The sequence below is a fragment of the Lacrimispora brassicae genome (genome assembly GCF_054772055.1).
The window spans coordinates 1-25,284 of sequence record NZ_BRYH01000041.1; the positions used below are offsets into that span (position 1 = coordinate 1).

Genomic DNA, 25,284 nt, shown 5'->3' on the forward strand with positions numbered 1-25,284 from the left:
GCAAAAGGAAGCAGGTATACGCATATACCTGCTTCCTTCCATTTATTTTCTCTGTGTCACAAGATAAAAAATTGGAAATCAGAAACCAAGACGCGCATGCAAATAAACTGTATCTCTTCTCATGAAGCATCTACAGCAACAAGATTTCATCATATGATTCATGTTCCACTTGCAGCTCGTTTTCATATCTTTTCTTTTTCTCCTTATCCATACTTAACCTATATGTTTAATATACTATTGTCTTGCCTATTTGTCAATCTTTTTTTATCAACCCCAAATTTGCATTGAAAAAACCACAAGAAAAGACTAACCTAATACAGATTAGTCTCAATACTTGATTATTATTTAAAAATCACATGTTATTATAATGAAACTGCCGTATCTTCGTCTACAGGCGCATCATACAAATTCACATCAAGTTCCGCTGTCATTCTTGCGGTTACAAGGCCAGCCAGCATGGCATCATTCACATTCAAAGCGGTCCGCCCCATGTCAATTAAAGGCTCCACTGATATTAACAGTCCGGCCAGGCCCACAGGTAAATTCATAGCGGATAAAACCATCAAAGCGGCAAATGTCGCACCCCCGCCGACACCGGCAATGCCAAAGGAGCTGATTGTAACGATAATAGACAGTTTTGCAATGAAACCAATACTCATAGGGTTAATACCGACAACAGGGGCGATCATTACAGCCAGCATCGCGGGATAAACGCCTGCGCAGCCATTCTGGCCGATTGTTGTTCCGAAAGATGCCGCAAAGTTAGCAATACCGTCAGGAATACCAAGCTTCTTTGTTTGTGTTTCAATCGTTAATGGCAGCGTTCCTGCACTGGATCTTGATGTAAATGCAATGGTAAGCGTTGGGAATGTCTTCTTGATATACGTTACAGGATTCAATTTCATCAGCAGGATAATCAAAAGATGTATGGCAAACATGACAATCAATGCGACATAGTTTGCAATGACAAACTTTGACAGGGCAATAATACCTGCTGTGTTCGTTGTTGCGATTGTCTTTGTCATAAGCGCCAGAATTCCATAGGGCGTCAATCTCAGTATAAGAGTTACCATCCGCATAACTACGGCATAGAGGGAATTAATGAGTTTCCGGAAAGTTTCCGCTTCTTCCGGCTTTTTCTTTTGTATTCCCAACGCGGATATGCCAAGAAACGCGGAAAAGATAACCACAGCTATGGTAGAGGTGGTTCTGCCGCCGGTCATATCCTGGAATGGATTTTGTGGGATAAAACTCAAAATCTGCTGCGGTATGGTCTGATCCTGTACGGTTGAAACTTTTCCTTCCAGATACTCGGCCCGGTCTGATTCTGCCTGGCCCACGGTTATTTCTTCCGCCGTCAGATGAAAGATATTTGCGGTTGCAATACCGACCAAAGCGGAAATGAACACAGTCAGCAGTAATGTCGCCAGCACATATGTACTGATTTTCCCCAAGCTTGTATGTGATTTCAGGTTAACCGTGGCCGATATAATGGAGACCATAATAAGAGGGATAACAATCATTTTCAAAAGATTCACATAGCCCGTACCGATAATGGATATCCAATCCAGCGAAGTTGCAAGTATTGGGCCGTCTGATGCAAAAACAAGCTGCAGTATACTGCCTGCTACAATTCCCATAAGCAGGGCAGAAAATACCCTCTTTGCAAATGATATGTGCTTCTTCTGCATATAGTAAAGAATACCGGCGAGCACAAGTATAACGGCTATTGTAACCAAAGTCCATAACAAATCCATAATACCCTCCTTAAGAACCACACATATTGTACGCTGCAATATCAGAAATTCATTTTTCCAAACACCTCCGGATTGTTAAAGTATATTCACAAAGAACAACCTTAATGATACTGTTTTTTGAAAGAGCTATTATTGCATATATGTAAACATTCATTTAATGTGAATCCGGGAAAGGAGGACCAATGAAACCATCCTTGATAAAGAATTCAGTTTTGCTTTCGTACACCTTCCGCCCGTCAAAGCGCTCCGGCTCTCTTAAAGTTACATCTTCATGATCCGGACAAACAGTTGGGCAATTTCCGGGTCATACCTTTGTCCGGAGCCCATTAATATGGCCTGAAGCGCCCTTTCTGTTCCCCTTTTCCGGTCCTTTTCCCGGTTTAAGATCCGCTCATATGCTTCTGCAACAGACAGGATCCGTGAAAAAAGCGGGATCTCCTCTCCCTTTAAGCCTTTGGGGTAGCCGGAACCATCCCAGCGTTCGTGATGGCCGTACACTCCGTTGGCAAGGTCTAAGGTCTCCTGGGACAGATTAAGGATACGGTATCCAATGGCCGGATGCTGCCTTATCATCTCATGTTCAACTTCGGTCAGTTGTTCCGGAGTTTTCTCCAGAATGGATTCGCTTAGAGTGATCTTACCGATATCATGGAGATATGCCCCGTCCCGCAGCTTTTTAATCTCTGTTTCAGGAAGCCCCATGGCAATTCCCATCTTCTCGCACAGCTTGCTGACTTCTTCCGAATGCTTTTTCTCCCACGGACTTTTCATATGAAGAGAGGTGATGATGCCGTTGATGGCATGAATTCCAAAGTTTATGGAAGAAGTGCTCTTTTCCTTATACATCTCGTTTTCTGCCGTTTCCAGTATCCGTTCGATCTTCTGCCATTGCATGGCCTTTGTGGCAGTTCCCACTGCAACGCTGCATGACACCATGTTTACCTTTTCTCCTGAAACCTGGTTTCTTATCCTTACAGCAATGGCCTCCGCCTCTTCCCTGGAAGTATTTGGCAGTAAAACCGTAAATTCATCCCCGCCTATCCGGGCGGCAACATCCCCTTCCTGACAGTTTCTTTTTAAGACCTCAGCCACCTTAATAATGAATTCATCCCCCGCCGTATGGCCAAAGGTGTCATTAATGAGTTTTAATCCGTTTAAGTCAAGAAAAATCAGGGAAACCGGATGATTCTGGAGCGTATCCACCTGCTTCATCTCCTGCTCAAAGCACCTTCGGTTTACCAAACCCGTAAGGGGATCATGATAGCTTAAAAGGCGGATCCTTTCCTCTCCCTTCTTCCGTTCGGTAATATCGGCAAAGGTTATGACGTATCCAACGTGCTTCCCATCCTTTAACTGGGGCAGAGCGCGGTACTCCGCCTCAAAGAAAGTACCGTCAGCCCGTTTCAGCACGCCGGTCATTTCCTCTTCCTCCTTTTCCCGGAAAAGATAATCGGTAAAAAACCGCCCCCCGTTTAAATCTGCCGTCTCTTTGTTCTCATGGCCGCCCAGGGCCGCCTGCATATCAATCCCCAGCAGCTCCTCAGGCTTTGAATATCCCAGAAGGCGAAGGCAGCTTTTGTTGCAGAATGTACACCTTCCCTTTAAGTCCGTACCAAATATGGCTTCCGCCGCAGTATCCAGGATCAGGTGAAGCTGGGACTGGTTCTCCTTTAATATTTCATTTGCCTTATTAAGCTCCTGGGTCCGCATTTCAACAATGCATTCCAGATGCTTGACCATATCAAGCAGATTATCCGCCAGCCGGTTAAATACGTTGGATATCCTTCCGATTTCGTCATTCCTTACGATCTCCACCCTTTGCTCTAAATTTCCTGCGGAAATGCCCTCTGCAACGGTCAGCAGTCCATTAATGGGTTTATAAAGCTTTCGGATGACCAGAAAAAAGATCCCTATGGAAAGAATGGCGGCAATGACAGCCAGCTCTGCCGAAATCTTTATATTCCGGTTCAGCTCCCCAGCCAAGAGGTTTTCCGGAATCACGGAAATAATGAGCCAGTCAAGGCCTGCCTTCCGGTACTCCTGTATGTCCGCATACCAGGTGTCTTCCCCTATTTTCAGCGAAAATTCTGCCTCATGGGATTTAAGATATTTCTCATAACTGCTTTTTATGGCGGAAAGAGAAAGGCCGTCAATGGTATTCCTTTTCAACGAACCGTCGTCAGCCATGTCATAATTATTTTCTCCCATGGAATTTGCAATCAAATACCGGGTACCTTCCTCTATGACAGACACATAGCCCTTGGAACCTGCCGCCTGGTTTTTCAGATAATCACCGATTTCGGAAAGGAGCATATGGGCACTTAAAACACCCTTAAGCCTTCCTTCCCCATCATACACCGGGGACGAAACAGATACTGCCAGGTCATCCACAATGAAATCTCTGTATACAGGGGAAAAGACAAGATCTCCTTCTTTTTCAGCCGCCTGATACCATTCCTGCATCCGGGGATCAAAGGCGCCTGCGCTCCCTATAAACACCCCTGCAGTAAGATCCTCATGGACAGAGTAACGCCAGCATTCTCCCTCTGTTTCATCATTGTTCTTTATGAGTTCAAAATCTCCCTCTTTATTTCTCAGGGCGCTATAATATTCCCCATCAACTGCTGCATAAGCAAAGCTGTAAAGCTCTGTCTCGTAAGTTTTTAAAATGCCAAGAAAAAAAGAGTTGCGGCTCTTTTCATCAAAAAAATCAATGGTTTTATTTTCAATCAGTTTTTTCCCTATTTCATCTGCCATAACTGGAACCTTGAAAAATGAATTCACATTTTCCATTACATCCTTGTTCATCTTTTCAGACATTCCGGCAGTTTCTCTGGTTATGGAAGATTGCCAATTGTTTAATACAAGTTTTTCAATACCCACCAGGGATAAAAGGAACAGACAGATAAAGGTGACTATTGTCACATTTTGAATCGACATACATTTTCGTGGTCTTCGTAATCTCATCTTCCTGATCGCTTCGGTTAAATATACCCTTTCCTGCATGGCTCATTCCTTTTATTACAGGCTGGCCCCGCATGAACTAAGTATAACTATTTCTTTTATAAAGTTCAACCTGAAATTAATTGCAAAAAAATAATCCAGATCCGCTGTAACGTATTACAACAGGATCTGGATTATTTCAAACGGTTAATTAATATGTAAATAACTGTACCCAGTACTGGGTTCCGGAACCGTTCTGAGTATTACCTACTCCAATATGTGTATAGCTTTTATTCATGATGTTTGCACGGTGGCCCGCACTGTTCATCCAGGCAGTTACCACTTCCTGAGGAGTTTTCTGTCCCCATGCAATGTTCTCTCCTGCACCGCGGTAGTTTACACTCTGCTCTTTTAAAGCAGAAGAAAATGAGCTGCCATCCGGGCGGACATGGTCAAACTTTGACTGGATCTCATTGGCTCTTACTGTTGCGGCCTTCTCTACAGCCGGATCAATGGTAAGAGGGGCAAGTCCTTCTTTTGCTCTCTCTGCATTTACAAGATCTACAACCTGCTGGGTATAAGTCTTATTGGTTGTATTGTCGGTGTTTCCAGTATTGCCAGTGTTTCCAGTATTGCCAGTGTTTCCAGTATTGCCGTTATTTCCAGTATTACCGGTATTACCGGTATTACCGGTATTGCCGGTATTTCCAGTATTGCAGTTATTTCCGCCATTGACGATCTTAGACCAGTCCACATTATTTCCGTCAACCCCGAACTGCTTCAATTTAGCCTTTAAATCCTCTAAATTACAGTTCCCGCTCACAGTCACAATGCTTCTTCCGCTGTTGCACTGACTGTAAGGTCTGCTCACCGCTGCATTGGCTGTCAATGGTATCATACTCGTTAAAGTAAGTGTAATCATTCCAAGTGCTGTTAGTTTTCTCAATTCATTTGCCTCCTTTGAAATTGTTACATTTATATTACGTTTCTGTTACAAACATATGATAACACTATTGTTTCCATTTTTCCAGTGGGAATAATTGGGAATGTTCTGGATGTAAAAGAAAGGGCGCGGAGGATATCCGATGCCCTTTCACTGAAACAGTTTTAATAAATCAACTCTTTATATAATATAATCGTCCGTATAACCGCTTTTGGGAACCAGATCAGCGATGGTTATCCCGTCAAAATAATCATTGATCAGCTTATTTAAGCCTTCCCACATGGGAAGCGTCTGGCAACGAGAAGCCCTTGCGCAGTCATTGGTCTCTCCTTCCAGACAGGAGACAGGAGCAAGAGGCCCTTCCGTAAGCCTTAATATAGTGCCAACCGTATAATCCTCCGGTTTCTTTGCCAGCTTATAACCTCCGCCTTTTCCCCTCAGGGAAATGAGCAGATTGCTCTTACTGAGAACCGAAACAATGGATTCTAAGTACTTTTCCGATATTTCCTGCCTTTTGGCAATATCCATAAGAGGAATGTATTCCCCATGGTTATGTTCCGCCAGGTCTATCATGAGTCTGACCGCATAGCGGCCTTTTGTTGAAATCTTCATAAAACACGGCCTCCAGATCCGTTATTATGTGTCCAGATCATAACCCTCAAGGAAATGGTGTGTTGTCCCTTTTTCCTTATAAGCGATTATGGTATTTAAGTTCACATTTTCCACGCTCTTAAAAATATTGCTTTCAATGTATGGGTTGGTTTCCTTTAACTGCCTGATCAGATTCTTTATCTCCACCCTCTTTGACCCTGTGCTGCCATCGGTCCTGCAGGTTGTACAGGTATCGGTAAACCGGCATGCACACTGGATGAAGTGAAGGCCGTTGTAATCCCTCCAGCCTTTAATGTCATCTTCCCTGATAAGATACATGGGACGGATGAGTTCCATGCCTTCAAAGTTGGTGCTGTGGAGCTTAGGCATCATGGTCTGTATCTGCGCACCGTACATCATCCCCATTAAAATCGTCTCAATGACATCATCGTAATGATGTCCCAGGGCGATCTTATTACATCCCAGCTCTTTTGCTTTATTGTACAAATATCCCCGCCTCATCCTGGCGCACAAATAGCATGGGGATTTTTCCACGTCATAGACTGCGTCAAAGATCTGAGTCTCAAATATTGTAATGGGAATATTTAAAAGCCTTGCATTGTTTTCAATCACCTGCCGGTTGGTTTCATTGTAGCCCGGGTCCATGACAAGAAAAACCAGTTCAAAAGAAAATTTATTGTGCCGTCTTAACTCCTGAAACAGCTTTGCCATGAGCATGGAATCCTTGCCTCCTGAAATGCAGACAGCGATCCTGTCGTTTTCCTTTACCAGCTCATACTCATTAATGGCCTTGGCAAACCTGCTGAACAGCTCTTTATGGAATTTCTTCCGGATGCTCTTTTCTATATTTTCCAGGCGGTCGTCACCCTTGTCCTCTTTTTCCATAGTACAAAGGAGCCATTCCCCATAGCCGCCCCGGAGATTATATGCCTCATATCCTTTTTCTGCCAGATGCCTTGCCGCCTCTTCACTGATAATTCCCTTTAAACAATACAGGATGACCTTCTTATCCTTAGAAAGGGTGCTGTCCCCGTTTAACAATGCATCTTTTTCAATATTTATGGCTCCCGGTATAAATCCATGGTTGTATGACGTCTGATCCCTGACGTCTACAAGCACATACTCCTCCGGGCGCATTTGCTTCATTTGTTCCAATGATAAATCCTGCTTACGGAAGATACCGCCATCAAGCATATGATCACCTCCTAATCCATCCATTTCCGTCATTCCTTCCGTGCCAGATCCTTGATTACTTCTCCGGCTATGATAAGTCCTGCCACCGAAGGAACAAAGGCCACACTTCCCGGAATATCTCTCCGTTCCGTACATTTATGCTTGGCTCCCGGCGGGCAGATGCAGTTTGTCCTGCAGCTAATGGACATGTCTTCCAAAGGCCTTGTAGGCTTTTCTGTGGAGTAGACCACTTTAAGCTTTTTTACGCCTCTTTTCTTTAACTCTCTCCGCATGACTTTTGCAAGAGGACACATGGTGGTCTTATAAATGTCCGCCACCTGGAATTTTGTAGGGTCCAGCTTATTGCCTGCGCCCATACAGCTAATGACCGGCACGCCTGCTTCTTTTGCACGCATGATCAGCTCCAGCTTTGCGGTTACGGTATCCACTGCATCCACTACATAATCATAATTCCTAAAATCAAAATCATCCGCGTTTTCCGGTAAATAGAAGCACTGATGGGTTTCCACCTGTGCGTCTGGATTGATCTCCAATATCCTGTCCTTCATTACTTCCACTTTATATTTGCCTACCGTTTTTCTGGTAGCTATGATCTGCCTGTTTAAATTGGTAAGACAAACCTTGTCATCATCAACAAGCACAAAGGAACGGACCCCGCTTCTCACCAAAGCCTCTACCACATATCCGCCCACACCGCCGATACCAAAAACAGCGACCTTTGCATCCAATAATTTTTCCATGGCATCTTCACCCAATAATAGCTGGGTTCTTGAAAACTGGTTCAACAACTGATTGTACCTCTTTCTTTATTTTTCTATCTATTTAGTAGGAATAAAAATACACTTCAAATTATTATACTTCGAAATGGTTATTTGGGCAATTGGTTTTTACATGCCCATGAAGAAAAGCCCCTGGGCAGGGGCCTTTCTTCCTTATTTTACCAGACGGTATAAACCGCTTTCTTTTGTATGTGTCTGCAACAGACGGGACGGCCTGTTTCCCCTCAGGCCGTCCCGTCACTGTTACCTTATCTTTTCGCGGATCCAGGTTTCGTACTTGTCCTGTACGCCTTGATCCTTTGCCTGTCTTTCAAAGGAATCTGTTTCCTCATCCACTGCCTTTAACTTATCCTCTGAAAGTGCACGGACTGCAAATGCATAAGCAGCCTCATCCTCTTTGTCAATGTGGCGCTTTAATAATGCGCCATAGCCCACCCCATTGGAGATAATATCCAGCTTCGGTTCTGTTCCCGGATGCTTCTCATATTCATCTATGGCCGTTTCCAGTTCGGAAAGATAAAGTCTTCCTAAGTCATGTTCCACAAGCATGCCGTTTCTTATGAGCTTTTCCGCAACAGGACCCATGTTTTCCATCATGATCCGGAACAGGATCTTTTCTTCCTTTCCGTGATGATGCTTGTCTGCATAATTCCTTGCAAAGTCAAGGCATTCCCGCAGCAGGGGCGCATCCACCGGCTTTCCCTCCAGGATATCAAAGCAGATGCTTCTTAAAAATCCGGTGAAAGCCAGAATGTTTTCATGCTCTTTCATTAAAATGTCTATTCCGTACATAAGCGTCTCCTTAATTCGTATACCTGATCCTCGATCTGATGGAATTCTATTCCGGTTTCATCAAACATCCCTTCTACCAGTGATTCTCTTAAGGTATAATAATGGTTCACATTTCCATGGATCATGGCCCAGTAAGCGCCATGGATATCCTGTGTCTGTCTCCATACCAGCCTGTCTTCTGTTTCCTGAACCAGCTCATTCACCCGGTCACAGGGCATGCCGTTTAGCAGGGTACTTTCCAGATATTCATAGGCTTTCCTGACCGTCACATCCTTATCCCCGGAATTTTTCTTTCCAAATTCCCGGACAGCGGTAAGGATCTCAGACAGCCGTTCCTGATCCGTCTCTAAAAGCTCCGTGACCACATAAGCCAGCCGGTTCTCTACCAGGCTCACTTTTTCCTGCAGCCAGCCATGGATATTGCCCGTGTCGATCATATCCTCTAAATTTCCCTTTTCAAGCTCTCCATACCTGCTGCCGGCCCTGGTTCTAAGCTCTTTGCTGTAACCTTTTTCCTCTGCAAGGTCCAGAATCCTGTCAACCATTGCATCCTGAAATTTTATTTTGTTATATAACCAAGTGTGGATCGGTCCTAAAAAAGCGCTCATCCTGTACCTCTTTTCTCTATTGATTCAGCTTGTCCAGAACTGTATCTGCATCAAGCCCGTGAACCATACATGCATCTTCTAAGGATTCCATCTGGGATGAAGGACATCCCAGACAGTGCATACCGCAGCCCATTAAAATCTCCGCTGCCTTTGGATTGCTTCTTAAAATTTCTCCAATATACATTTCTTTCGTTATCATATAATATTCCTCCTGATTTATTATTCGTTATTTATATTATCCAAGAATTTTCTTTAAATCCTCTTCCGGTGTGCTGATGGGTGATATTCCGTAGTTTTCAACAAGGAATGTTAATACATTCGGTGATAAGAATGCAGGCAAGGATGGTCCCAGGTAAATGTTCTTAATTCCAAGGTGAAGCAAGGTAAGAAGAATGCATACCGCCTTCTGCTCATACCAGGATAATACCATGGACAATGGGAGGTCATTGACCCCGCATCCAAAGGCTTCTGCCAGGGTAACCGCTACCTTAATGGCGCTGAATGCATCATTGCACTGTCCCATATCCATGATTCTTGGAAGCCCTCCGATGGTTCCAAGGTCAAGGTCGTTGAAACGGTACTTTCCGCAGGCAAGGGTCAGGATGATGGAATCCTTTGGAGTCTGCTTTACAAATTCGGTATAATAATTTCTTCCTGTCTTTGCGCCGTCACAGCCTCCTACAAGGAAGAAATGGCTGATGGCTCCCTGCTTTACTGCGTCAATGACCTGATCCGCCACTCCCAGCACGGTTCCATGGGAAAATCCTGTCATGACTTCTTTGCCGCCGTTAATTCCGGTCATTTCACGGTCTTCCTCATATCCCCCAAGCTCCAGGGCCTTTTCAATAACAGGAGTAAAATCTTTGTCATCTCCAATGTGGACCATTTCCGGATAGGAAACCACTTCCGTAGTGAATACCCGGTCTGCATAGCTTTTCTTCACAGGCATCAGGCAGTTTGTGGTAAAGAGGATTGGTGCGGGGAGATCATCAAACTCCTTTTGCTGGTTCTGCCATGCGGTTCCGAAATTCCCTTTTAAATGGGTATACTTCTTTAATTCCGGATAGCCGTGGGCAGGAAGCATCTCTCCGTGGGTATAGATATTGATCCCTTTATCCTTTGTCTGCTCAAGGAGCTGCTTTAAATCATATAAATCATGTCCGGTGATGACGATAAAGGGGCCTTTTTCAACCATAAGGGGCACGCTGGTGGGCTTTGGAGTTCCAAATGTGGTGGTATTTGCCTTATCCAGAAGTTCCATGCATTTTAAATTGATCTCTCCCACTTCAAGAACCACCGGAAGAAGCTGCTCCATGGACATGTCATAGCTGATGATGGACAGGGCTTTATAGAAGAAATCATTGACAGCCTCATCCTCATATCCAAGGACCATGGCATGATAGGCATAAGCCGCAACGCCTCTCAGTCCGAATAAAATCAGAGACTTTAAGGAACGGATATCTTCGTCTCCATCCCAGAGGTACTTCATACGGTAATCGGAAGTATTTCCGCAGACAGAGGTGCATTTGCTGCAATCCGGCACGATCCTTTCCTTTTCTTCCTGTACCCTTGCGATCATCTCTATTAATACTTCATCATTGAAATTTACATTTGTGATCGTTGTGAACAGGCCTTCCACAAGGAGTCTTGTAGTAGTCTCCAAACGGGGATTATTGCCGCAGGCCTTTGCCAGGCCAATAAGGGCTCCGGTCAGTTCATCCTGTAAATTTGCGGTGCTTGCGGACTTGCCGCATACTCCTGCGCTGCCTGTGCAGCCGCTGCAGCCTGCCGTCTGCTCGCACTGAAAGCAAAACATCTTGCTATCCATATCTTTATCCAACCTTTCTATTCTGCTGTTTTCATTCTTCCCGGTTAAAAGACCACCACAAGCACCATCTTAAACCGCTCTTCCCCATAAACCGCGTGAGGCTTTTTAGCCGGCATGATAAGAGTCTCTCCTGCATGTAACAGATAGTCCTTTCCATCTACCGTAAATTTTCCGGTTCCCTCCAATACGGTCACCATGGCATCTCCGTTGGATTCGTGGGTACTGATCTCTTCCCCTTTATCAAAGGCAAACACGGTAATGCTGAGAGCTTCATTCTGGGCAAGGGTCTTGCTGACGATCTGTCCTTCCTGTGCGTTAACCAGCTCAGATAACACTACGATTTCCTCGTGCTTTATATTTTTAATGAGTTTTTCTGACATTTGACTTCCTCCTTGTTTTTCTCTTGCTTTTATAAGCAGATTATAATATAATAATCCCATCATTTCTGTTGTAATTACAACAAAATAAAAATAATTTTAAAGGAGGCAGAAAATGGAAGAATATCTGTCCGTATTAAAAAAATCATATCTGTTTTACGGAGTCAGCTCAGAAGAGATAAGCGCCATGTTAAAATGCTTATCGGCGCGGCTTAAACATTATAAAAAAGAAGAATTTATAATAAGAAGCGGAGATTACATTCGTTCCGTTGGAATGATGCTTTCTGGAACCGCACTCATTATACAGGAAGATTTCTGGGGCAAGCGGACCATTATTTCTGAGGTCCTTCCCGGCACCATTTTTGCGGAAACCTATGCCTGCATCCCCTCTCTCCCCATTGAAATGAGCGTCATCTCCGATTCCGAGTGCGATGTGCTGTTTTTAGACTTTAACAAGATACTGAACGTGTGCACCTCAGCGTGCACCTTCCACACACGGCTGATACAGAATTTTTTATCCTCCATTGCCCGAAGGAATTTAACTCTCACAAAAAAGATGCAGCATATGTCCAAAAAGACCATCAGGGAAAAGCTCCTGTCCTACCTTTCCGCCGAATCCTTAAAAAGCAATTCCTCCACCTTTGACATTCCCTTTAACAGGCAGCAGTTGGCTGATTATCTGTCCATTGACCGCAGCGCCCTGTCCAATGAGATGAGCAAATTACAGGATGAAGGAATCCTGACCTATAAAAAGAACCTGTTCACGCTAAAAGAAGATTTCCACGAAGGGTGACCTGTTTTTGCATTTATAAAATGTTCCCATCCACGGAGATGGTAACTACCTCACATGGAATTTCTTTTCCGCTGTCCTCAAGGGCTCTCAATGCCGCATGTTCCAGACCGCCGCAGCAAGGCACCTCCATCCGGACCAGGGTAATGCTTTGAATCTGGTTATTTCTTATGATCTCCGTCAGCTTTTCGCTGTAATCCACCTGATCCAGTTTCGGGCAGCCTACAAGAACCACCTTTCCCTTAAGGAACTTCTGATGGAAATCTCCATAAGCGTAGGCACTGCAGTCCGCTGCGATCAATAAATCTGCCTGATCAAAGTAAGGCGCCTTCACAGGAACCAGCTTGATCTGCACCGGCCACTGCCTTAACTGGGACTCTATGGGAGCCACAGCCGTATTTTTCCTTTCGGCCATGGGCTGGATCACCATAGCCCGGCTTCCCGGGCATCCGCCAAAGGCTGGGTGTCCCTTTGCTTTTGCCTTTTTCATATTCTGCGCCACTGCCTCTTCGTCATAGGCGGCTGCCTCCCGCTCTACGAATGTGATGGCTCCCGTGGGACATGTGGGAAGGCAGTCCCCTAATCCATCGCAGTAGTCATCTTTAATAAGCTCCGCTTTTCCATTGACCATTCCGATTGCCCCCTCATGACATGCTGCTGCACAAAGACCACACCCATTGCATTTTTCTTTATCTATCTGAATAATTCTACGAACCATTCTTAATAACCTCCTCTTGTTTGCTTTCTGGAGTCATCATACTATGGGCATAAGATTCTGTCCGTTGGAATTACAACAAAATTTCAAAAAAGTGTTTACCTCTTTATTTTTCACACATACTACCCTTCATAGGAGGTATTCCATGTTTCCAGATAAAATTTTTTATGAGCCCGAATCCCTTGAATATGAGCTGGGCCGCTATTTGAAAGAAAAATACAGCGGTCTCCCATGGATTCCCATTACAAGCCACAACAAAATAGATGAACTTCGTACCCGCCCCAACAAAGATTTTTCCGCCATGAAGCGGCATCTTATTATAGGGATCCGTAAAACCCACAACTTTGTACCTAATCACAAGGTATCGGATTTTCTCGTTCCTTATACCTCATCCGGCTGCACTGCCATGTGCCATTACTGCTATCTGGTATGCAACTATAATAAATGCGCCTATTTAAGGCTGTTTGTAAACCGGGAGAAGATGCTGAAAAAAATTATGGATCACGGAGCCCGTTTTGAAAAGGATTATACCTACGAGATCGGAAGCAACAGTGATCTGGTTCTTGAAAATACCATAACCGGGAACCTGGCATGGACCATTGAGAACTTCAGCAAAAGCAAATATGGGTTTCTCACATTTCCAACGAAATTCAATAAAGTAGAGCCTCTTCTCGGCATCAATCACGGCGGCAGGGTCATCATGCGGATGAGTGTTAACCCCCAGTCCATTATCACCCGTTTTGAACCAGGCACCTCCGGCTTAAATGCCAGAATTTCCGCCTTAAACAGCATGTGTGACGCCGGATACCGGGTAGGACTTTTGATGGCTCCCATCATCATCACCGAAGACTGGAAAAATCTGTATTCTGAGCTGATCACCATCCTTTCAGACCGGCTTTCCCAAAAAGTGAAAAAGCAGGCTCCCATTGAAATCATCTTTATGACCTACAGCTACGTCCAGAACGCCATCAATACAGAGGCCTTCCCCCAGGCAGACCGCCTCTATGACAAAGAACTCATGACCGGCCGGGGAAAGGGAAAATACTGTTACCGGGAGGACATAAGAAAAGACGGGGAACTGTTTTTAAGGCAGCAGCTTGAAGAAAAGCTGAAAGAAATGACTGTTTTATATGTTGTATAGGAAAACGGCCAGAATGGTTGGAGCCGGCAGTTTCCCTGCCGGCTCCTTCTGCTGCCAATGATTCATAATTGCAGCCATTCTTTTAAAATAATAAGACTTTGCTATTATCTTTTGTCGTTCTATGTCGAAGATATAAACGTTATACAGGGGGCAGAAACATGACACAAACCAGTCTTTAAACAAGAAAGGAGGTTCTTCTCATTTACCATCGTATAGTTCTACTGCATGGCATGCAGTATATTTTTTATACAGGTACTGGTAAATCTTTCCAATTTCTGCGCCGGGGGAATATATTTTTACCCATCATTAATCAAAGGGAGTATAATACAATATGAAGAACATGAAAAAGCTGAAGTTCAACAATTTAAAACTTGCTGCAAAAACTTCCATTACTACGGGAATCATCCTGGCGGCAAGCCTGACATTGTTGATCACAATTTCTGCGGTACAGTCAAGCAAAGCGGTTTCAAAGGCAATCAACGGGGAATTCACCGGAATCTCCGCCCAGAACGGCCTTATGGTACAGGCCGTGATCAATGATGCTTCCGGAACTGCCCAAAATCTGCAGGATTACTTAAACCGTGCATATAACGACAGGGAAGCTGCCGGTGACTGGAAAAACACCGACCGAAAGAGCAAGGTATACAACGTTGAACTAAAGGAAGTTCATTATGCAATTGAAGACTATATCTTAAATTCCGCCTGGTCCACCGTGGGCAATAATCCTGATATCTGCGGGATCGGCGCATTTTTTGAGCCTGACAAGTTTGATCCTGCCGTCAAAGATTATTCCCTTTATGTGGACAAAGAGGATGCCAAGAACAAGACTGCTCAGTCCCTTGGCGCATACAGCGAGTATTCCTCACAGGATTATTACCGTATTGCAAAGGAAACAAAGGCTTCCTATATTACCGATCCTTATACTTACAACGGCATTATGATGAGTACCATTACCTTCCCCATTATAAAGGGAGACGAGGTGATCGGGGTCATTCTGGCAGATATTAATGTATCAAACTTTTCCAAGATAAAAACTTCGGATTCCAAATATCTCACCATGTATGTTGATATCTTTACGGAAGAAAATATGATCGCTTTTGACAGCCGGTCCGCCGACAACATCGGGAAACACTTAGAAGAAATGATTCCTGCTTCAGAGTATGGAAAAATCACAGCCTTACAGCAGGCAAAGACCGAATTCCATATTGATACCAAACGATCCGACGGAACCGTAGAATCCAGACATTATTACCCCATCACCTGCGGATCACAAACCTGGTGGGCCTCCAGTTGCCTGGAAAAGAAAGATCTCACCAAGGATGTGACGGCGATCATCGCATTAATGATCCTTCTTGCAGCCCTTGCCCTGATCTTTATTAATGTAGTTATCATGATTTTCTTAAAAAAGACCCTCCGTCCCATTGACGGCGTAGTTGCCGCTGCCACCAGCATCGCATCAGGTGATCTGGATATCCGGATGGAGATCAAGTCCAACGACGAAATCGGGATCCTGTCAAAAACCTTTATGGAAATGGCCGGAAACCTGGATTTTATCATACAGGATATCAGCCATGTTCTGGGAGAAATGAGCAAAGGCAACTTCAAGGTAACCACCGAAAACGAGGAGAAATACACCGGAGCATACCGGTTCATCCTGGATGCCATGGGGAATATCCGACTCACCTTAAACAATACGCTTTCAGAGATCGAACAGGCTTCCGGGCAGGTTTCCACCGGTGCCTCCCAGGTATCCGACGCTTCCCAGTCCCTCAGCCAGGGAGCCGCGGAGCAGGCCTCTTCCATTGAAGAGCTGTCCGCAGTCATTACCGAAGTTTCAGAACGGGTGAAGGAAAACGCATCCAATGCCCTGGAAGCCAATACCTTGTCCATGGAAGCCTGCGAAGGCATGCTGGCAGGGGATCAGAAGATGAAGGACATGATTCAGGCAATGAATGAGATCGCAAATACCTCCAGCGAAATAAGCAAGATCATCAAAACCATAGACGACATTGCTTTCCAGACCAATATTCTGGCGCTGAATGCGGCAGTAGAAGCCGCAAGAGCCGGTTCCGCCGGAAAGGGGTTTGCAGTGGTAGCCGACGAAGTCCGCAATCTGGCCGGCAAGTCAGCAGAGGCCGCCCAAAATACCACCTCCCTTATTGAAAACGCCATCTCAGCCATTGGAAAGGGAACAAAAATCGCAGGCGAAACAGCAGACGCCCTGCGGCTGGTCGTTGAGAAATCCAACATTTCTGCCGTCAGAGTGGCAGAAATTGCCGAAGCCTCTGCCGCTCAGTCCGATGCCCTGACCCAGATCACAACCGGCATTGACCAGATATCCGCCGTTGTACAAACCACCTCAGCAACATCGGAAGAAAGTGCAGCAACATCGGAAGAGCTGTCCGCCCAGGCGTTCCATTTAAAATCCCTGGTGGAAAGATTCCAGCTCATAGATCAAAAGCCTTCCATAAACAGCCAGTCACCGGCCCCATACCAGGCCCCTGTTAAGGAAGAAACTTATAGCAAGTATTAATATTTTCAGGAGTCTGATCTTCTGTCAAAAGGCCATAAAAGGCTGGGGGTGTTAAACGCCCCCAGCCTTTTCCTGTATTGCCATGCCTGTTTGAATAAAACGGAACATCCGAAGGGCTCCGCCGTAATATAAGTCTTCGGCATTTTCCAGTGCCTTATCCAGCTCCATGACTCCGTTGACCGTTGTCATCATGGAGCAGATCCCAAAGTCAAAGATCTTTTCCCCTCCTTCTCCCATAGCTCCCACCAGGGCAACCGCTGGAATGCCTTTTCTTTTGCACCTCATTCCAATGCCCTGCATCACCTTTCCAAAGCAGGACTGCCAGTCTGTCCGCCCCTCTCCTGTCACCACCAGGGACACATCTTCTAAGCGGGAATCAAAGTCGATCAAGTCCAGGACCGTTTCGATTCCGGATTTTAGCTCCGCCTGGAGAAACACCAGGAGGGCTGCCCCCAGACCTCCTGCCGCCCCGGAACCAGGCATTTTATCCGGATTGATCCCAAATTCTTCCAGGATCACATTCCGATAGTTCTCCATTCCTCTCTCCAGTTCATCAAGGACCTGAGGGGAGCCGCCCTTCTGCTTTCCAAAGGTATAGGTGGCTCCGTCTTTCCCGCATAAGGGGTTATTGACGTCACACATAGCGGTCAGCTTCACCTGGCCAATCCGGGGATGAAGGCCGGAAATATCCATATGGGCAACCCGCTCCAAATCCTTTCCCGTTCCTTCCAGCTCTTTTCCCTCTGAATCCAGGAATTTTACCCCTAATGCCCTCATACATCCCATTCCGCCGTCATTGGTGGCGGAACCGCCGATTGCAATGGAAATATCCGTAAATCCCCGGTCCAGAGCATCCTTTATCAGCTCCCCGGTCCCATAGGTTGTGGTGTTCCTTGGGTCCCTTAAATGTCTGGGAATCAAGGGAAGCCCCGATGCCGCCGCCATCTCAAGGACCGCCCGTTTCTCATCCAGCTTTCCATAATATGCGTTTACAGGCTCTAAAAGCGGCCCGCAGACGGTGACCGGGATCTTTTCTCCCTGAATGGCTGCAATCACCGCGTCCGTGGTTCCTTCTCCCCCGTCTGCCACAGGGATCCCGGTGCATTCCACCTTGCCAAACACTTCTGCTGCAGCCTTTTTAAGCAGTTCTATGGTCTGTTCACTGGATAGAGTCCCCTTAAACGAGTCGGATGCAAACAATAATTTCATATACAAAGTCCTCCTTTTGCCAGTGAATATTCATTCTCTTTTTTCATTAATGCAGGATCAAAGACAGGATAAAGATTTCCAGGATTCCTGCGATCCCTAAAATCAACGTTGCCATTGTCTGGGTTTTATACCCTTTTTCCGGAGTCATGGCTCCAAAGTTCGTTACCACCCAGAAATAAGAATCATTTGCATGGGAAACTGTCATAGCGCCTGCGCCGATAGCCATACAGGCCAGAGTCACCCTGACTGGGCTTTCCAGGCCCAGCATTGGAAGCAGAGGAGCCACAATGCCTGCGGTGGTTGTCAGAGCCACGGTAGAAGAACCCTGGGCGCTCTTTAAGATCGCCGCCAAAAAGAACGGGAAGAAAATTCCCATGGTGCTGAGTACGGAAGCGTGATCCTTAATATAATTCACCATATCCGTGGAAGAAATCACCTTGCCCAGCACGCCGCCGGCAGCCGTCACAAACAGAATCGGACCTACGGTCTTTAACGTATCATTGGTAATCTCATAAAATTCTTCCATCTTACCGGCTCCTTTTAACTGAAGGATACCGCACAAGGTTCCTACTGCCAGAGCTATGATGGGAGTTCCTAAAAATTTAATGACATCAACTCCAAAACCACCCATGCCGGCCATGGCTGCAATGGAAGAAAGAGCCATAAGAAGGATGGGAACAATAATGGGAGCCAGGGCGTTGACACCGCCTGGGAGTCTGCCGAATTCGGCTACAAGCTCGTCATAGGTTTTTGCAATCTCACCCATATCTGCTTCATCCTCAGACCGTACCTTTCCTCCAATGTATTTTGCATAGAAAAATCCGGCAATCAACGGAAAGATGGAACATAAGGCGCCCATTCCCATGACAAGAAGAAGATTTTCCCCAATGCCAAGGGTAGATGCCGCTGCAATGGGACCTGGCGTAGGAGGAATAAATACGTGGGAAATGTAGAGTCCTGAAGAAAGTCCCACTGTCATGGCTACGGATGATGCGGCGGTTCTGTTCACCAGGGCTTTCCGGATTGGATTTAAAATAACGAAACCGGAATCACAAAATACCGGAATGGATACCACCCAGCCCATCATCTCTATGGCAAGGACCGGATTGTTTTTTCCAACAAGCCGGATTACCATGTCGGCCAGCTTAAGGGCTGCGCCTGTTTTCTCCAATATGGTACCGATCAGCGCCCCAAGGATGATAACGATGCCGATGCTGGAGAATGTGCCGGAAAATCCGGCTCCGATTACGTTTGCAAGGCCGCTTACTTTGGTCCCGTCCTCCAAGGTCTTATCCACCAGGGGTATCCCTGCAATAAGCCCCAAAAGCAGAGAGATACTCATGATGGCAATAAACGGATGGATCTTAAACTTGGAAATTGCAATGATCATCAGGATAATTGCCAGTACAAAAACAAAAATCAGTGGTAAACCTGTCATAAAATGACCCCCTTTTTTAACATTTGCAACAGTTTCTGCTGTTTCATGGGTATCATATCACCATTAAACCAAGACTTCTACAGCCGTGAGTATCAATATGACCATTGATTTTTGTACTGTCGATACAAAACTAGTGTTCTTTTCTTAAAAAAGTATAAAAGGCTTCCAGAAAAAAACGGTCTGCCGAAGATTCCAGGGGATTGATGTTAAGGATATCCTTTATCTTATTATAACGGTACAGAAGCGTGTTCTTGTGTACAAAAAGCTCCTTTGACGCGGTCACCAGATTATAATTTGTCTTTATGAGAACTCCGGCAATTTCCATAAATGACTTTTTAAAATCACTGCCCAGCTCTTTTTCATAAACATTGAACATCCATTGCAGCTCATTCACCGGCACAATGGAGCGGACATAATTTCCCGTATAATCGTAAAAAAAGGCGGCGGAGCCAGTATCCACGTTTTCCTCCAGCCACTTGCAGTGGCGGTAGGCATTGTAGTACTGGGTGAAATTCTCCTGGAAAGAGCCGATGTAAAATTTACACCTTTTCTCCTGCTCCCGAAGCCATTTTAAAGCGGTGCTTAAATATTCCGCAATGATGTATTTGTAATCTGCGAATACCTTGCGCGCCTGTTCCGGCATGGTTTTAAATATAAGGATATGGCTGCTGTCCAGGATAATGCTGACATCCTCCGCCCCGTGTCTGGGGCTGCTTTTGATCATGTCCAGTAACGGCTCCGGCCTCATGTCCTCCAGCTTGCACAAAATAGGGATCCGGATGATGTTTTCCGAATAATTAAGCTGCTTTGCAACGCTCCGAAGCTCTCCCGGGTCCGGATATTCCACATGGATCAGAAGATGGGTAAAATGCTCCTTCCGGCTCCTCCTTCGCCTCAGTTCTTCCTGCTGCTTCTCGTATTTCAGCATGGCTTCAATGGCCATTTTGGTGATCAGGGCCACAGGCTTTATCTCTCCCGGATTTCCGGTGATCCCTACCACTCCCTCCCGCCTGCCGTCAATGTTTATGACCATGTTGATCCCAGGCTTTACGCCGGGGTAATCCTCTTCGTTGGAGGTGACCACAATGTCCTCGCTTCCGGTCACAATATAGTAGGCAACCTCATGAAACGATCCCACCCGTTTGGGATCCCTGCTGGCGATGATAACCCCCTGCTCATTCATAATGTTGATATTGTATTCCGTATATTGTGTGACCTGTTCAATGAATTTCTTTGCCAATTCCGTTTCTATCATCTGCGGCCTCCCAGAGCTTGTATTTTGTCTTACGAAATCACCGGATATTCCGGCATCTTAAAGGGAAGTCCCTTCCATTTCCATCTCTCCTGCACCATGACTTTTCTCATCATTTTAAGAAACAGCTTACCATACTTTGCTTTTTGCTTCAATAGCAGAGAAATCTGTCCTTTCTCTGGCGGACTCCATTCTTCATTGCCACGGTTTCAGGCGCTAAATATATATTTTACTTTTTTCATGATTTGTGGTAAATTATTTTTTATCAAAACGTTTTCAGGCTTTTCATTAACTATGGTTGAAAAAGGAGAATTTTATGCTGGAAGAAGATTTTATCATGCGTGTGATCCATGAAATGGTGGCAACTTTGCTGAAGTTGATTTTTCACATTGATTTAGGGAAAAATGAAGAACTGAATTTTAAGGATCAGGAGACGGCAGACGCATACCAGGAGCTTTTAGGTCTCATCCAGGATGGAAAGATCAATGAAGCGGAAAACAAATTGCTGGATGAGCTGGATTCCCAGGATATGGATCATTACAAAATGGCACTTATGTTTTATGAACATTTAAATCAAAAAAATTATAAGTTTCTTGAAGAACATGAGTTTTCCAAAGGCGAAATTATTGACGGATTAAAATACGTATCATCGATTTACGGCTATGAAGCCATGGCGGAAGCGCTTCTTGGAAGAGGCACTGATTAAAAGACCGCTGCTGCAGTAAAAAAAAGAAGGCATCTTCATATCTTAAGACACCTTCCTTTTTTCATTTATGGAACCATTACTTTGACATATGGGCGTTTAACTTATCAAGAAGTTCCTGCACCGGAACGCCGTGGACCATGCAGGCCTCTTCTAAGCTTTCCCCGGCAGAAGCCGGACAGCCCAGGCAATGCATTCCCATTTCAAAAAAGAAGGGAGCAGTGGTTTGGTCCGCTTGTAAGACCTCTCCGATTAACGTATCCTTTGTCACTGACATCATCATTTAAATTACCTCTTTTCTTTCCATATTTTTGTGTGGTGTAATTGATCCTTCTGAAAATAATCCGTTCCCTCCCTTTTGGAGAAATACATGTTCGATTCTGGGAAGGAAAATCCCCAGGGACTCTTTTAGTACATCCTCTACGGTTTCTACAGGTAGGATGGTAAGCTGGTTTTTCACCTCTTCCGGTACATCCTTTAAATCACTTACATTATCTTTTGGAATTAAAACCCTGGTGATTCCGGCCCTTTGGGCTCCCAACAGCTTTTCTTTTAAGCCACCAATGGGCAGTACAGCTCCCCGCAGGGTAATTTCTCCTGTCATTGCAAGCCTGGAATCCACCTTATTACCTGTAACCAGAGAAGCCAGGGCGGTGAATAATGCGATACCGGCCGACGGGCCATCCTTTGGAACCGCTCCTGAGGGAACATGGATATGAAGATCCCTTTCTTTAAAGTTAAAGGCGTTAAAAGGCAGTCTGGACTTTAACAGGCTTAAGGAAATTTTAGCAGATTCCTTCATCACATCTCCCAGCTTTCCGGTCAATGTGACCGCTCCGCTTCCCGGCATATCCGTCGCCTCTATGAAGAGTATCTCTCCTCCCACCGGAGTCCATGCAAGACCTGTGACAACTCCCGGAGGATTGTCGGGCTGTGCCTTGTCATGACGGGAAACCTGCCTGCCAAGGTACTCCTCCAGATCCTCTGCCTTGATATTAAAAGGCAGCTCTGCTTTTTTCGATACGATTTTTTCCGTTGTGATCCTGGCCAGGCCGGACAACTGCTTTTTCAGTCCCCGCACTCCGGCTTCCAGGGTATAGTCGCTGATGATCCTCTGGAGCACCTCATCTTCCAGCACCAACTGATCCGGATTTAGCCCATGTTCTTTTAAGACCGCCGGGATCAGATGATCCTTTCCAATGTGGAATTTTTCATCCAGGGTATAGCTGGATATGTGAATGACCTCCATACGGTCCAGCAGCGGGCCTGGGATGCTTTCCAGGGAATTGGCCGTTGCCACGAAAAATACATCGGACAGATCATAAGGAAGATCCATATAATGATCCGTAAAACTGTTGTTCTGTTCCGGATCAAGGACCTCCAAAAGCGCGCTGGCAGGGTCTCCGCTAAAGCCGCCGGACATAATCTTGTCCACTTCATCTAACACCATGACCGGGTTGGTCTTTCCTGCCTTCCGGATGCTTTGGATGATCCTTCCAGGCATAGCGCCCACGTAGGTCCTCCGGTGGCCTCTGATCTCCGATTCATCCCGGATGCCTCCCAGGCTTATCCTGATATATTTTCTGCCAAGGGCCTCTGCAATGCTTTTTCCAAGGCTTGTCTTACCGGTTCCCGGAGGCCCCACAAGGAGCAGGATGGAACCCTTTTTATCCTTGTTTAACTCCATGACCGCCAGGTGCTGGATGATCCTTTCCTTTACCTTTTTCAGTCCGTAATGCTGGTCATCCAGAATCCGTCTCGCCTCGTCAAGGTTGATATCCTTTGCTTCCTCCTTCTTCCAGGGAAGCTGGACCAGAAGATCCAGATAATTGCGTATTACGCTGTAATCCAGTTTATTAGGCCCCTGATCCTCCAGCTTTTTCAATTCTTCAAGAGCGGCTTCTTTTATCTCAGGCGGCATTCCTGCCTCTTCAATCTTGCTTAAATAATCCGGCTCCTTTTTCCCCTCATCCTCCTTGCCTTCATTCAGCTCTTCCTGAATGGCCTTTAACTGTTCCCTGAGCACGGATTCCCTGTAATACCGGTTGGCTTTTTCAGAGAATTTCTCAGAAATCTGCATCTGCAGTTCAATCATTTCCTTTTGCTTCAGCAAATAATCCAGGAAACGAAGACTTCTTTCTTTTAAGGACCGGATTTCCAGCAGTTCATATCTTTCCTCATTTGGAATCTGAAGAAATTGGGATAAATACACCATAATGGAATTTAAATCATTAAACTCATTGACGACCTTCTGGTACTGTTCTCCGCCTGAAAATTTGGTGCTTATTTCATTGGTAATATTTTTGATGTAGACGAGCATTTCTTCCCGGCTCTTTTCATTCAAATCCTCATGATCCGGACTGCGCTCGTATTGGGCATATAGAATGCCGTTTTCTGCCTGCAGTTCCTTGATATCGACCCGGTCCCTCAGCTTAACGGAAAGCATAACTCCTTTTTCCGTCTGATCCAGTTCCGTGACTTCAAAAATCACGCCTGTCCGGTAAAAATCCTCTTCCGTCTTAGGGTTTTTACCAGAATTCTGTTTCAGGGGCAAAGCTATTTTTACAGCTTCCTGGTTTTCCAGATACGTCATCTGCGCTTCGCCAAGAGCTTCCAAACGAACCGTGGTTACGACGTCCGGCAATAAAACTTTGTTGGATATTGGGAAAATGATTCCTATGTGATCATTATAATTATTTATCATAGTTTTATCCTTTCTGTGCGTAGTCCTAAAGTGAATGTTCATTTAATATAGTATCTTTTTTTGCGAGACTCCTTTGTAAAATAATTTCACAAAATAATCCCGCTAATAAAAACTTATTGCAGTATTGCATCCTGTATGATTTGAATCATCTCCTGAAGCAAATCCTCTTTCTGTGCTTCGTCTTTGCGATTATCTACAGCAATCGCCTTGACCGGCTGAAAGATGATGGCCAGCAGATTATCTTCCCTGTAATTCTTTATGAGGTTGCTCCTCTTCATCTCCGACATCAGGCTGTAAATATTACAGATGCCCTTTTTCCCGGAACAGTTGTTGGCTAATGAGGGGCAATTGGAAAACTGCTCCACAAAGCTGAAGATTTCCTGGTTCTCTAATATATAAGTATAGTAGCTTCGGATGAGCACCTCGATCTGCTGCCGTCCCTCCATATCCCGTTTTATGCTGTCTAATAAATAATCGTAAATTTCTTCCGAGTATTCCAGGTAGATATCGTGCAGCATATCTTCTTTGTTCTCAAAGTAGATATATACGGTTGCCGGCGAAACCCCTGCCATCTTTGCGATTTTAGAGACAGAAGTGCCGTGAAAGCCCTCCTGCAGGATCAGCTTGATTACTGCTTCTTTTATGCTTCTCACTTTTTCGTCGTCTTTTTTTCTCATGCCATCACCTCTATGCCTTTATAATAAATGATCGTTCACTTATTGTCAACTATTTTTTAAACCTGGTCTGTATTTTTTCTAAAATTCTTCTGACTGAACCCATACATGAATTTATAATAGCTTTTCCTTTAGAAAAGCCTTGGCCCCGGAATAAATGGCATTGCCAGGCACGATTCGGCTTGTTGCACCTGTTATTACCGCTGTTTTCCTGATCAATGGTCAGGAAAACAGCGGCCTGTTCAATCTCTTATTTATTCTCTGCTCCTATCATAACACTCCCCTTGTCATT

22 protein-coding genes are annotated in these 25,284 nt (G+C 45.2%); 4 read left to right on the forward strand and 18 right to left on the reverse strand.

Annotated features, from left to right (window positions below; all coding sequences use genetic code 11):
• Window positions 1-362: 362 nt before the first annotated feature.
• From ACYVD3_RS18365 to ACYVD3_RS18415, 11 genes are all read right to left on the reverse strand, one after another.
• Window positions 363-1,757, reverse strand: coding sequence for an L-cystine transporter (locus tag ACYVD3_RS18365; RefSeq protein WP_460643938.1), 1,395 nt, complete (start codon window positions 1,755-1,757; stop codon window positions 363-365).
• 261 nt (window positions 1,758-2,018) lie between these two features.
• The gene (locus ACYVD3_RS18370) at window positions 2,019-4,724 is read right to left on the reverse strand and encodes an HD domain-containing phosphohydrolase (protein ID WP_460643939.1); all 2,706 of its coding nucleotides are present in this window, start codon (window positions 4,722-4,724) and stop codon (window positions 2,019-2,021) included.
• A 187-nt stretch (window positions 4,725-4,911) separates the two neighbouring features.
• Window positions 4,912-5,646, reverse strand: a complete 735-nt coding sequence (locus ACYVD3_RS18375) for a CAP domain-containing protein (protein ID WP_460643940.1) — start codon at window positions 5,644-5,646, stop codon at window positions 4,912-4,914.
• Window positions 5,647-5,823: 177 nt separating this feature from the next.
• Window positions 5,824-6,255 (reverse strand): RrF2 family transcriptional regulator, encoded by a 432-nt coding sequence (locus tag ACYVD3_RS18380; protein WP_460643941.1) that lies wholly within the window; start codon window positions 6,253-6,255, stop codon window positions 5,824-5,826.
• 24 nt (window positions 6,256-6,279) lie between these two features.
• Window positions 6,280-7,449 (reverse strand): rhodanese-like domain-containing protein, encoded by a 1,170-nt coding sequence (locus ACYVD3_RS18385; protein WP_460643942.1) that lies wholly within the window; start codon window positions 7,447-7,449, stop codon window positions 6,280-6,282.
• A 29-nt stretch (window positions 7,450-7,478) separates the two neighbouring features.
• Window positions 7,479-8,237, reverse strand: coding sequence for a tRNA threonylcarbamoyladenosine dehydratase (locus tag ACYVD3_RS18390; protein ID WP_460643943.1), 759 nt, complete (start codon window positions 8,235-8,237; stop codon window positions 7,479-7,481).
• A 234-nt stretch (window positions 8,238-8,471) separates the two neighbouring features.
• A complete protein-coding gene (locus ACYVD3_RS18395) occupies window positions 8,472-9,020 on the reverse strand; it encodes a hemerythrin domain-containing protein (RefSeq protein WP_460643944.1) in 549 nt (182 codons plus the stop codon).
• Window positions 9,008-9,628, reverse strand: coding sequence for a hypothetical protein (locus ACYVD3_RS18400; protein ID WP_460643945.1), 621 nt, complete (start codon window positions 9,626-9,628; stop codon window positions 9,008-9,010). Before ACYVD3_RS18400 ends, ACYVD3_RS18395 begins: the two co-directional genes overlap by 13 nt.
• A gap of 16 nt (window positions 9,629-9,644) precedes the next feature.
• Window positions 9,645-9,827: a DUF1858 domain-containing protein gene (locus ACYVD3_RS18405; protein WP_025233757.1), complete on the reverse strand. Its 183-nt coding sequence runs from the start codon at window positions 9,825-9,827 to the stop codon at window positions 9,645-9,647.
• Window positions 9,828-9,863: 36 nt separating this feature from the next.
• Complete coding sequence (hcp, locus tag ACYVD3_RS18410; RefSeq protein WP_460643946.1) at window positions 9,864-11,456, reverse strand: hydroxylamine reductase; 1,593 nt, start codon at window positions 11,454-11,456, stop codon at window positions 9,864-9,866.
• Between the two features lie 44 nt (window positions 11,457-11,500).
• Window positions 11,501-11,836: a cupin domain-containing protein gene (locus ACYVD3_RS18415; RefSeq protein WP_460643947.1), complete on the reverse strand. Its 336-nt coding sequence runs from the start codon at window positions 11,834-11,836 to the stop codon at window positions 11,501-11,503.
• A gap of 112 nt (window positions 11,837-11,948) precedes the next feature.
• Between ACYVD3_RS18415 and ACYVD3_RS18420 the strand changes: the two genes are divergently transcribed.
• On the forward strand, window positions 11,949-12,626 hold the full coding sequence (locus ACYVD3_RS18420; RefSeq protein ID WP_460643948.1) for a Crp/Fnr family transcriptional regulator: 678 nt from the start codon (window positions 11,949-11,951) through the stop codon (window positions 12,624-12,626).
• A 13-nt stretch (window positions 12,627-12,639) separates the two neighbouring features.
• On the opposite strand, the gene ACYVD3_RS18425 is transcribed toward ACYVD3_RS18420, so the two are convergent.
• Complete coding sequence (locus tag ACYVD3_RS18425; RefSeq protein WP_460643949.1) at window positions 12,640-13,341, reverse strand: ATP-binding protein; 702 nt, start codon at window positions 13,339-13,341, stop codon at window positions 12,640-12,642.
• A gap of 142 nt (window positions 13,342-13,483) precedes the next feature.
• On the opposite strand from ACYVD3_RS18425, the gene ACYVD3_RS18430 reads away from it, so the two are divergent.
• Together ACYVD3_RS18430 and ACYVD3_RS18435 are read left to right on the forward strand one after the other, a co-directional pair.
• A complete protein-coding gene (locus tag ACYVD3_RS18430) occupies window positions 13,484-14,479 on the forward strand; it encodes an SPL family radical SAM protein (protein WP_460643950.1) in 996 nt (331 codons plus the stop codon).
• Between the two features lie 331 nt (window positions 14,480-14,810).
• Window positions 14,811-17,012: a methyl-accepting chemotaxis protein gene (locus tag ACYVD3_RS18435; RefSeq protein ID WP_460643951.1), complete on the forward strand. Its 2,202-nt coding sequence runs from the start codon at window positions 14,811-14,813 to the stop codon at window positions 17,010-17,012.
• Window positions 17,013-17,063: 51 nt separating this feature from the next.
• Here ACYVD3_RS18435 and ACYVD3_RS18440 read toward each other — a convergent pair whose 3' ends face one another.
• The 3 genes from ACYVD3_RS18440 to ACYVD3_RS18450 form a co-directional block, all read right to left on the reverse strand.
• On the reverse strand, window positions 17,064-18,221 hold the full coding sequence (locus ACYVD3_RS18440; RefSeq protein WP_460643952.1) for a glycerate kinase family protein: 1,158 nt from the start codon (window positions 18,219-18,221) through the stop codon (window positions 17,064-17,066).
• A 46-nt stretch (window positions 18,222-18,267) separates the two neighbouring features.
• On the reverse strand, window positions 18,268-19,659 hold the full coding sequence (locus ACYVD3_RS18445) for a GntP family permease (RefSeq protein ID WP_460643953.1): 1,392 nt from the start codon (window positions 19,657-19,659) through the stop codon (window positions 18,268-18,270).
• A gap of 130 nt (window positions 19,660-19,789) precedes the next feature.
• A complete protein-coding gene (locus ACYVD3_RS18450; protein WP_460643954.1) occupies window positions 19,790-20,914 on the reverse strand; it encodes a CdaR family transcriptional regulator in 1,125 nt (374 codons plus the stop codon).
• Window positions 20,915-21,227: 313 nt separating this feature from the next.
• Here ACYVD3_RS18450 and ACYVD3_RS18455 point away from each other — a divergent pair, with 313 nt between their 5' ends.
• Complete coding sequence (locus ACYVD3_RS18455) at window positions 21,228-21,617, forward strand: DUF6483 family protein (protein ID WP_460643955.1); 390 nt, start codon at window positions 21,228-21,230, stop codon at window positions 21,615-21,617.
• A 76-nt stretch (window positions 21,618-21,693) separates the two neighbouring features.
• On the opposite strand, the gene ACYVD3_RS18460 is transcribed toward ACYVD3_RS18455, so the two are convergent.
• The 3 genes from ACYVD3_RS18460 to ACYVD3_RS18470 form a co-directional block, all read right to left on the reverse strand.
• Complete coding sequence (locus ACYVD3_RS18460) at window positions 21,694-21,891, reverse strand: DUF1858 domain-containing protein (RefSeq protein ID WP_460644175.1); 198 nt, start codon at window positions 21,889-21,891, stop codon at window positions 21,694-21,696.
• A gap of 6 nt (window positions 21,892-21,897) precedes the next feature.
• Window positions 21,898-24,318, reverse strand: a complete 2,421-nt coding sequence (gene lon, locus ACYVD3_RS18465) for an endopeptidase La (RefSeq protein WP_460643956.1) — start codon at window positions 24,316-24,318, stop codon at window positions 21,898-21,900.
• 113 nt (window positions 24,319-24,431) lie between these two features.
• A complete protein-coding gene (locus tag ACYVD3_RS18470; RefSeq protein ID WP_460643957.1) occupies window positions 24,432-24,995 on the reverse strand; it encodes a TetR/AcrR family transcriptional regulator in 564 nt (187 codons plus the stop codon).
• Window positions 24,996-25,284: the final 289 nt, after the last annotated feature.

Bases quoted from the DNA above. Each gene is read 5' to 3' on its own strand.
- ACYVD3_RS18445 (WP_460643953.1), bottom strand. From the start codon at position 19,659: ATGACAGGTTTACCACTGATTTTTGTTTTTGTACTGGCAATTATCCTG.
- ACYVD3_RS18365 (WP_460643938.1), bottom strand. From the start codon at position 1,757: ATGGATTTGTTATGGACTTTGGTTACAATAGCCGTTATACTTGTGCTC.
- ACYVD3_RS18395 (WP_460643944.1), bottom strand. From the start codon at position 9,020: ATGTACGGAATAGACATTTTAATGAAAGAGCATGAAAACATTCTGGCT.
- ACYVD3_RS18415 (WP_460643947.1), bottom strand. From the start codon at position 11,836: ATGTCAGAAAAACTCATTAAAAATATAAAGCACGAGGAAATCGTAGTG.
- ACYVD3_RS18420 (WP_460643948.1), top strand. From the start codon at position 11,949: ATGGAAGAATATCTGTCCGTATTAAAAAAATCATATCTGTTTTACGGA.
- ACYVD3_RS18370 (WP_460643939.1), bottom strand. From the start codon at position 4,724: ATGAGATTACGAAGACCACGAAAATGTATGTCGATTCAAAATGTGACA.
- ACYVD3_RS18435 (WP_460643951.1), top strand. From the start codon at position 14,811: ATGAAGAACATGAAAAAGCTGAAGTTCAACAATTTAAAACTTGCTGCA.
- ACYVD3_RS18405 (WP_025233757.1), bottom strand. From the start codon at position 9,827: ATGATAACGAAAGAAATGTATATTGGAGAAATTTTAAGAAGCAATCCA.
- ACYVD3_RS18380 (WP_460643941.1), bottom strand. From the start codon at position 6,255: ATGAAGATTTCAACAAAAGGCCGCTATGCGGTCAGACTCATGATAGAC.
- ACYVD3_RS18460 (WP_460644175.1), bottom strand. From the start codon at position 21,891: ATGTCAGTGACAAAGGATACGTTAATCGGAGAGGTCTTACAAGCGGAC.
- ACYVD3_RS18400 (WP_460643945.1), bottom strand. From the start codon at position 9,628: ATGAGCGCTTTTTTAGGACCGATCCACACTTGGTTATATAACAAAATA.
- lon (WP_460643956.1), bottom strand. From the start codon at position 24,318: ATGATAAATAATTATAATGATCACATAGGAATCATTTTCCCAATATCC.
- ACYVD3_RS18455 (WP_460643955.1), top strand. From the start codon at position 21,228: ATGCTGGAAGAAGATTTTATCATGCGTGTGATCCATGAAATGGTGGCA.
- ACYVD3_RS18440 (WP_460643952.1), bottom strand. From the start codon at position 18,221: ATGAAATTATTGTTTGCATCCGACTCGTTTAAGGGGACTCTATCCAGT.
- ACYVD3_RS18430 (WP_460643950.1), top strand. From the start codon at position 13,484: ATGTTTCCAGATAAAATTTTTTATGAGCCCGAATCCCTTGAATATGAG.
- ACYVD3_RS18385 (WP_460643942.1), bottom strand. From the start codon at position 7,449: ATGCTTGATGGCGGTATCTTCCGTAAGCAGGATTTATCATTGGAACAA.
- ACYVD3_RS18450 (WP_460643954.1), bottom strand. From the start codon at position 20,914: ATGATAGAAACGGAATTGGCAAAGAAATTCATTGAACAGGTCACACAA.
- ACYVD3_RS18470 (WP_460643957.1), bottom strand. From the start codon at position 24,995: ATGAGAAAAAAAGACGACGAAAAAGTGAGAAGCATAAAAGAAGCAGTA.
- hcp (WP_460643946.1), bottom strand. From the start codon at position 11,456: ATGGATAGCAAGATGTTTTGCTTTCAGTGCGAGCAGACGGCAGGCTGC.
- ACYVD3_RS18425 (WP_460643949.1), bottom strand. From the start codon at position 13,341: ATGGTTCGTAGAATTATTCAGATAGATAAAGAAAAATGCAATGGGTGT.